Genomic DNA, 9024 nt, shown 5'->3' on the forward strand with positions numbered 1-9024 from the left:
CGCACCTGAAAAGCAACTCAGTTGAGCTGATTTTCTCTCCGATCTCCAGGGCAGTTTCAAGTCTGGAAGCAGCATCCCCATGCTGTCCCTCAATCAGTAAAAGTTCTGCAAACAGTAGATGACATGTAGCGGAAGTTTCTTCATCCTTGAACTTTTCAGCGTACTGAAGGGCTTTCTGTAAAGTATGCGCTGCTTCGGCGTGGTTTTCCAATTTCAGCTGGATTGTGGCCAGGTTGATCAGATAGTGATGCATATGGTCGAAAAAGCCGTTAGCCTCGCTCAACTTTATGGCTGCATTCTGATAACTGAGTGCCTCCGTGAAATTCAAAGTTTCGGTTTTGATCGATGCTTTGAGATTCAGGCAGAATGCAGCACGGATTTCGTTATGGGACTTGCGGCAGTTTGTTTCGCATTCGTCAGCCAGGGCAAAGGCCCGCTGATAGTCTTTGAGCGGGGAAAAATTAATCAGGGCTGTGCTGTACAGTACGGAAGCCAGAGCCATCCAGACATTGTGCCGCCTGTAAATAGCTTCGGCCATTTCGAAATACCTGAGGGCTTCGGGACAGTTCCCGCTGCTGAGATGAATATTTGCGAGCACCTTGGCGCACCGCCCACGCAGAAGAGGAGATGACGCAGGGCAGAGCAACTTTTCCGCCTGAGCCAGCACTTCATGGGCTTCATCAATTTTTCCGAGCTGGCTCAGGCAAAAGGCCAGGTCGATTCTGATTTCGATCTGATCGTCCGGCTCATTTATACCTGGAAGAGCGTCCTGGTAAAATTGAATGGCTTCAGGAAAACGATACTGCTGCTGGCGAATCTGGCCCAGGGCCAGGGATTTGAGTTCACTTTTCTTGATCCCGTCAGCTAAGGCTTCAGCCTCCTCGTGTTTGGACCAGAAAATCAGAAATCCCACCTTGGTGTTGATGAGCTCCTCGTTCCTGTATCCTTCACAGGTAGCCAGGGCGTCGTTCAACAGGTGATAAAAATTCTCGGTTTCATCTGCCAGTAACAATATCTGGCGGCCGAGCCTCAGGATAGTGTCGACAGCCTGCCTGATCTCGCCGGATTCATGGAAATGATAATACGCTTCCCTGAGTTCCAGTATTTCCGGGTCGTTCTTAGAGGAAAAAGTCATGGCAATGGAATGATGCCGCTTTTTCTGCTCGGTTTTTCCCATTTTCCCGCAGATATGTTCCCGCAGCAGATCGTGCAGGAGCAATTTCCCGGTCTGATCAGATTCGATAAAGTAACAGTCAATCAATTTTTCCAGCGCAGGAATGCCGTCTTGTGCAAGGTTTGAAAGGAATTCAGGGTTTGAAGGAATCCTAAGGAGCGAAAGTGTCTTGAGGATTTCTTGTGCTGGTTCATCCAGCCTGGTCCAGAGTTCTTCCAGCAGAAAAAACTCGATTTTTTCCTTGAAGGCTGACTCAGGTCCGGCCAGAGCCTCGACAGAACTCCTCCCATTGATCAGCAGGGCAGCCATCAATTTCAACGAATAGGGATGACCTTTTGAACCTGACAAAATCAATTTTCTGGTATTTTCGTTGATGTTTTTAGGACTGTGAGAAGAAAAGAGCCTGTTCAGCAGGTTTTCAGCATCAGTCTGAATCAATCCTTCGAGGATCAGTTCACCGGTTTCGGCCAGGTCAGTCACCGGAAGGGAAGGACGCACCCTGGTGATTACTATGATCTTTCCTGTACTGAAGTATCTGAGTCCCAGAGACAGGATTTCTTCAGATGCTATATCCGTGAGATAATGAAAATCATCTATGAACAGGGTGAAACCGTGCTTTTCGATCAGTTCCACGATCAGCTGCGGTTTAATTCCAGTTGCAGATTTGCATTCCTGGTCAGCGGTCTCGTTGAAAACCTGTTGTACAATCTCACCCATCAGGTCAGCGGAATTCCAGCCTGATTTGCAGGATATCCACAGTGATTTCGAGCCTTCTTCCCGCTGCAGCAGACCGGCGAAAGCCGCAGCCAGCGAGGTCTTGCCCATGCCTCCTATGCCGGCGATAATCACTATTTTTTGATTATGATAAATGGTGTTCAAAAATTCTAAATCAGCTTCCCTGCCACAGAAGCTGCCGGGAGGTGTCGGAATTCCATGCATCGGCTCGGGGCTCCTTTGGAAATTTAACAGCCTGCTGATTCTCAGCTTTTTATCCCGTGCTCCGCGAGTTTTCTCTGCCAGTCAGCCAGGGTCAGGCCCAGGAAATTATAGGCATTCCCACCGTGTTTGTTCAGCGCCTGCTGGAGGTAACTCCTCTCGGCAAGCCTGGTGGCTTCAGAAAGCGTGAGATTGACAGTGGAGGAAGTGTAGTTGAGGAGTTCCTTCACTTCAGACCGCTGGATGGTTTTAGCCGGGATGGTTTCAAGGCAGCGCCTCACCACGCCGATCAGCTCATCCACGTTTTCAGGCCAGCTGTAGTTCTGCAGTGCCACCAGTGCGTCCATGGCAAAGTTCTTGACCCTGGTTCCGGCAGTCCGGGAAAATCTCTCCAGAAAAATGTTTGCGAGCAGAGGCACATCTTCAGATCTCTGCCTGAGAGACGGAAATTTGAAAATATAGCGGGGATAATCGGAAGATTCAAGGAATTTAGGCAGTTTATCTTCGCCGTACTGGCCTGAAAAGATCAGAAGATTGTTCCGCTGGAAAACCCCTTCCAGGGCTTCCAGCACCCGGTCCTGAAATTCCGGATGCTGGTGGAAACAGTTCTCTACGAACAGGATCCTGTTCTCTCCAGCCAAAAGTTCCAGCACCTGCTGCGGATTTTTTTTAAAATCAATCTTCACCAGGGTGAATTCAGGTCTTCTCACAGAGAGAAAATCAGCCATATGCTCCCGGCCGGTGCCGGGTTCCCCTGAAAAGACAAAACATTCCGAGGGTTTTCTGAAATTCAGGAGAAAATTCTTGTGCTCAAGCAGCTGTCTGTTCACCGTGTAAAATTCGTTCAGTTCGCTGAAAGTCTCCACTTTAGAGTCCTGCCGTTCATAATGGTGGAGGAAGACTTCCAGCTTGGCGGAAATAATGTCTACCGGCCAGAAATCCTCTGCTCCGAAAAAGACATATCTGGCGCTCTGGCTGATATTGCTCTTCTCGCCGCAGATCACGATCTTGAACCTGGGGAGTTTCTCCCTGATCAATCTGACATTTTCAGGCTGATGGATCACGAATTCCTCGAAAACCGCCACCAGGCCGATATTCTCGAAGTTTTCAGGCACTTCATCCAGATTCCTGTAGAAAGTGGTGGAAATGTCCTTCAATTCCTGAAAAATTGTCCTTCTTAGCTCTTCTCCGACCACCATCACTTTGACGCTGGCGATGTTCTTCTGAGTAATGATTTCCGTACCTTTTCCCGGGGCAGTGTCAAGATGAAATTCATCGCCAATCTTCTCTGCCAGAAACAATCCTCTGCCTCCCATGCTGAAGATGTCTTTCGGCAATTCAGCTTTCTGGAAATGGAATCCCTTGCCCTCGTCAGTCACAATCACTTCGATCCTGTTCTCCCTCACCACCAGTGTAAACCAGATCTTTCCGGATTTTCCATCATAGCCATGCTCAATGGCATTTACAAGCAGTTCGTCGATCAGGAGTTTCAGTTCGAACATCTTATTTTCAGGAACACCCGTTTTATGCAGTAGTTCTGTAGCAAAATTCTGGGCTTTCTGAATCTCATCGAAGTCGCTGGTTAACTCCAGACTGTAAGTGCCTGATTGCTCTTTGATCTTTTGAAAATAATTCTCCATTATTTTTGAAAGTTCCAGAACGTCGATTTTCAACTTCTGGGAAGCGAGCTCCAGATTCCAGTCCAGACTCTCCACAGTATTGATGATATACCCGTTTCTGAACTCAGCCAGAAAGTCTTCAAGCGACACGGCACGTTTCTGAAAAATGATGTTTTTCATGTTCGCTGCGAGGATGATCCCCAGTTCGCTGAAATTGGCCAGTTGATGGCAGACTTCCTGCAGCTCGTTGAAATTTCTGGGCCAGTCATATTCCCTGAATATTTCCAGCGCTTCCTCGGAAACAAGGCGGATCGATTTTCCAAGCTGCCTGCTGTATTTTTCCAGGAGGTAGAAAAATATTTCTTCCCTGTTGCCCAGTTCTCGCAGCAGCGGCAGGTAGAGAAAGCAGGGAAACATATCTCCGGGTGGAGAATAATTATAATCAGCCGTGGAGGCGAAGATTGTCAGACTGCTTTTCTGAAGACGTTCGATCAGATCGCCTGTAATGTTTTCAAGATTGGACAGATAGACACACCCTTGCTCTCCGCTGTCCAGAAGACGTCTCAGAGCTTCCAGGTTTTCCGCTGAGCGCAGATCAAGCTTTACCAGCCTGGATTCAGGATGACCGATCTCGTGAAGTTTTCTGGCGATGAAATCTTTTCCAGTGCCGGGTTTTCCGTAGATCAAGGCATTCAGACCCTGGATCGCGGTCTTTTTTATCAGATAGCTGTAACTGGTATTGTCCAGATAATGAAGACCTTTCTGATTCTCGAACTTCTGATAGGCGGAAAGAACCGTTTTCTTCCGCTTCCCCCGCTCCAGAGCCGAGAGAAGAATGGGGATCGTGAAGGGTTTCTCTATGAAGTCAAAAGCCCCGGCTTTTACCGCAGCGACTGCATGCTGGTAATTGCCGTGTCCGGAGATCATGATCACGATCGTCCGTTCCAGTTTTCCGGAAAGCCTGGAGAGCACTTCCATGCCATCGATTCCAGGCAGCAGAATGTCAAGCAGGATGAAATCCACTTCATTGTGTGAAAGGAAATCCAATGCAGCTTCACCGGTCTCGGCAAGAGTAACCTGGAAATTCTCCTTTTCCAGGATTTCCTTCAGGATCTGCCTGATAAACTGTTCATCGTCTACTACCAGCACTGTATAATTCAATTCATCTCTCCCTGAAGGGCAGTTCGATCCTGAATCTGACACCAGGGTCCATGTTTTTCACAGTGATCCTGCCGCCATGATCGCTGACGATCCGCTGGACTATCGCGAGGCCCAGCCCGCTGCCGGTCTTTTTAGTCGTAAAATATGGTTTAAACAGATTATTCCGCACTTCTTCCGAAATCGGCGGGCCGTTGTTTTCTATTTTTATCACAACCAGAGCAGACTCGGGCTGATACTCTACCTCTATCATGATTATCTGGTCTGACACCTTATTCTCGGCAAGAGCTTCCAGAGAGTTTTTCACCAGGTTGATAAACACCTGCTCGATCTGGGAAGCATCAAACAGAAACTGTGGTATGCTCTTCGCAGTGACTGTAAAATGGACTTCAGGATAACTCTTTTCATAAAGCTGGAGGATGTTCCTGATCACCTGGCAGAGATCAGCCGGCATCAGTTTTGGGAGAGGTAATCTCGCAAAATTAGAAAATTCCGTCAGCATCTTTTTCAATTTTTCGACCTGGCTGTTGATGATGTCTATATGCTGTCTCAGTTCCTCTTCGAAATTCTCACCGCCGCGCTGATGGATGTATTCAAGATACTGGGCGGCCAGCTGGATCGGTGTCAGCGGATTCTTCAGTTCATGGGCAAGTTTTCTGGCCACTTCCTGCCAGGCAGCAATTTCCTTGACCCGCAGAAGCTGCGTCACGTCCTCAATGATCAATACAGTACCGGTCCAATGCTCGCTCTTCATCCTGCAGACCAGACATCTGAGTTCGTGTTGTTCATCCCCAATCCTGATCTTCAGATTTTTTTCCTTGCCTTCCGATTGATTCACGACAGCCGTCAGTTCCTTGAAAAGAGGGTTTTCCAGCGCTTCCATTTTGCTGCCCTCGAAGTTCTGAAGCCCGGAAAGTCTCTTCACAAAACCGTTCGCTGAGATGATTGTTCCATCCTGATCGAGCAGCAGAAGTCCAACTGGTAAGTTGTCGAACACGAAACTGGTGCGTTCCTTTTCCGTGAGGATTTCATCGTAGAGACTGGTATTGGTGATGGCAACAGCGGCCTGATCAGCAAAAGCCATAAACAGTTCAAGATCTTTCTCGGTAAAGATCCTGCCGGTTTCGCTGTTCAGAATTTCCATCACTCCGATCACGCTGCGGTTGATCACAAGCGGGACACAGATGATCGAGCGGGTGACGAAATTCGTTACCCGGTCCACATTGCTGCAGAATCTCGAATCCTGGCAGACATCTTCGATCAGAACTGGCTTGCCTGCAGTATAAACATGCCCGGCTATGCTCTCCTTGGGAACTTTGATTTTGTTGAGAAGCGACCCGGAAGCTCCTCCGATCGAAGAATGGAATTCCAGATAATCGCCGATTTTGCTCTTGAGCATGATCGAGGCGGCTTCCCCGCCTGTAAGCTTGAGACCGCTCTTCATAACCAGCTGCAGCAGTTCTGACAGTTGCCCCAGGGAATGAATTGAACTGATGAGCCCGAAAAGCTCCTCATATGCCTTGATCTGAAGTCCTGAATTCTGATTTTCCATCAATACCACACTGGAGACAAGTTTTGCTGAAGGTGTCTCCATAATAATAAAAAAGGGAGGTTCGAACCTCCCTTCAGTTTAGTTGATTTTCAGAAATTAATCAAACTTGTCCCGATCAAGTTTCTCCCTTGAATTTCAAGTTATACCTGAACAGGATTTCCCGCAGTTCGTCCAGGGACTTCTTGCCGAAATTCTTGATTTCCATCAGTTCATCGACGGTTTTTTCAGTGAGGTCGCCCAGGGTCTTGATGCTGATCTGCTTCAAGCAGTTGCGGCAGCGGATTGAAAGTTCCAGGTCATTGATCGAAATCGCCAGGTTATTGTCGCCCTTCTCAGTCTCAATCTTCTCCACCGAGAATTCTGAAACTTCCTCAGGAATGACCTCTGTGATCCTGAAGAAAAGATCCTGAAGAGTCTGAATTGTATTCTGATAGAGATCGCGTGGAGAAAATCCTTCAAAAACAGTCATTTCAAGCATCAGCTTGTCATAATTAATGCTGCGCCCGACACGGGCATTGTCTATCTGATGAAGGATAGTCTGAACTGGAGTGAAAGTAGTGTCGAAATAAGTCAGCTCCTCATGAAAATCCGGATCATGGCGGAAATCGTCGACAAAGTAGTAACCGGATTTGTTTGCAAACAATACTTCGAATGTACTGGAAATCTTCTTGGTGACAGTGAAAAGGTGTTGAGCTGGATTGGTGACCTGAAGACCATCGCCAGCCAGATGCCCGGCAGTGATTTCACCTTCCGCAAGCTTGATCTTAGCAATCACTTCTGATAAGTCACCGGGAATGACGGCATTCACTTTCTTCAGATTGGTGATGATCTCCTCGCAGTTTTCTTTGATTCCCGGAATTTCGGAGAAGAAATCGTTGACATTGTGATGCTTGAAGCAGAAGGCACACGGTCTGTGGCTTTTGAACAACTTCAAAAGGAATCCCTCGATCAGGGCTCCGATTGTAATGCCGACCCCTTTTTCCAGGGGTTCAACTTCAAATCTGCCGGCAAGCGGGTTGCTTTCATGAGGAATGAAAGTCACCTTGGGCTTGATCAGCGTCATTTTCTGTTTCAATAAATCCATTAATTCCCCCTTGACCAAATTGTAAAACGGGCTAATTTATCGAACAATCGAAATGGCTCAGGTTACTTCTTCACCTTGTGTCTGGAAGCTCTTCTCTTCTTCTTCCTCTTGTGTCTGTTTATTTTGGATTTTCTCTTTTTTTTAACTGAACCCATTCTGCCGCTCCTTCCTAAGCGAAGATTTTTTTCGCAAACTCAGGCAGCGCGAACGCAGCCTGATGAATTTCATAATTATAATACTTCAATCCTAAACTGGAAAGATCTTTTTTATTTCTGATTTCTACCGGATCGAATTTCTTGCTGCCTACCGTGAATGTCCAGAGAGATCCCGGATACATCGGAATTGTAGCGGTATATGGCTTGATTACAGGAAAAATCTTCCTCAGCTTTCCAATCACGCCTTTCTGGAATTCTGAATAGTAAAACGGGCTCTCAGACTGGAAAGTGAAGAATCCGTTGTCCTTGAGAGAATGATAGATCGAGCGGTAGAATTCCTCCTCGAACAATCCTAATGCAGGGCCGATCGGGTCAGTGGAATCGATTAAAATGATATCGTAAGTGTCTTTTCTGTTTTTCACGAATTCGATCCCGTCACCGATCACCAGATTCATCCTGGGGTCATCGAATGAACAGGCGCAGTCAGGCAGATACTTCTTAGAAACTTCCACAACTTTCCCATCGATTTCCACCAGATCAAGCTGCTTGATTTCCTTGTGCCTGAGAATTTCCCGCGCCGCCCCTCCGTCACCGCCACCGATTATCAGAACCCGCTCCGGTGCCGGATGGGACGATATCAGCACATGGCTGATCATCTCATGATAGATGAATTCGTATTTCTCGCAGGTCATCACGACATTGTCCAGGAGAAACACGCGTCCCCAGTCGAAGGTGTCGACAACATCCAGAGTCTGATACTTGCTTTCGCCCCGGTAGATAATGTCTTTTACGCGCAGGCAGATATGGGTGCAGTAATCTCTGGTGTAATATTCCTCAAGCCAGAAATCAGTTTCACGAGCCAATCTATAACCTCCCTAATGAGTCAACAGGGTGCGGGCTTGTGAGGGAGGTTTTCCAGATCAAGCTGTCCCCTCTTAAGCTCCATTGTGAACACGTTCTTCGCCTTGAATTTCTCCTTCAGCAGATCGAAGGAAATCCAGGGATCCACACTATCACCGCAAGTGAAAAGGTCTACAGCACAGTAACCATATTCCGGCCATGTATGTATCGCCAGATGGGACTCGGCGATCACCACAACCCCGGAAACACCGTGCGGGTTGAACAGATGAAACACGCTCTTTACGATAGTTGCACCTGCCACTCGAGCTGCTTCCTTCATGTGATCTTCCACAAACTGCAGATCATTGATCACGACACGATCGCAGTCATAGAACTCTACAAGAATATGGCGCCCTAAAGCTTTCACCCCCTCACCCTCCTTAGAATGTAATGATTTAATAATAAGACCCCCCCCCCCCCTTTTCAATAAAAAATTCTGAATTTTT

Annotated in this window: 7 protein-coding genes; all 7 read right to left on the reverse strand. The window is 47.5% G+C overall.

Annotated elements, in window-relative coordinates; genetic code table 11:
- A partial coding sequence (locus tag PHW04_18585) for an NB-ARC domain-containing protein (GenBank protein ID MDD2717900.1) occupies positions 1 to 2113 on the reverse strand: 2113 nt, incomplete at its 3' end.
- A 41-nt stretch (positions 2114 to 2154) separates the two neighbouring features.
- A complete protein-coding gene (locus PHW04_18590) occupies positions 2155 to 4890 on the reverse strand; it encodes a response regulator (GenBank protein ID MDD2717901.1) in 2736 nt (911 codons plus the stop codon).
- 1 nt (position 4891) lies between these two features.
- A complete protein-coding gene (locus tag PHW04_18595) occupies positions 4892 to 6481 on the reverse strand; it encodes a GAF domain-containing protein (GenBank protein MDD2717902.1) in 1590 nt (529 codons plus the stop codon).
- Between the two features lie 73 nt (positions 6482 to 6554).
- Positions 6555 to 7523, reverse strand: coding sequence for a DNA-directed RNA polymerase subunit alpha C-terminal domain-containing protein (locus PHW04_18600; protein MDD2717903.1), 969 nt, complete (start codon positions 7521 to 7523; stop codon positions 6555 to 6557).
- A 62-nt stretch (positions 7524 to 7585) separates the two neighbouring features.
- Positions 7586 to 7678: an AURKAIP1/COX24 domain-containing protein gene (locus PHW04_18605; GenBank protein ID MDD2717904.1), complete on the reverse strand. Its 93-nt coding sequence runs from the start codon at positions 7676 to 7678 to the stop codon at positions 7586 to 7588.
- Between the two features lie 14 nt (positions 7679 to 7692).
- Entirely contained in the window at positions 7693 to 8541 is an 849-nt protein-coding gene (gene speE / locus PHW04_18610) for a polyamine aminopropyltransferase (protein MDD2717905.1), read from the reverse strand.
- A gap of 20 nt (positions 8542 to 8561) precedes the next feature.
- Entirely contained in the window at positions 8562 to 8945 is a 384-nt protein-coding gene (gene speD, locus PHW04_18615) for an adenosylmethionine decarboxylase (protein MDD2717906.1), read from the reverse strand.
- Positions 8946 to 9024: the final 79 nt, after the last annotated feature.

Source organism: Candidatus Wallbacteria bacterium (genome assembly GCA_028687545.1).
Lineage (GTDB): Bacteria > Muiribacteriota > JAQTZZ01 > JAQTZZ01 > JAQTZZ01 > JAQTZZ01.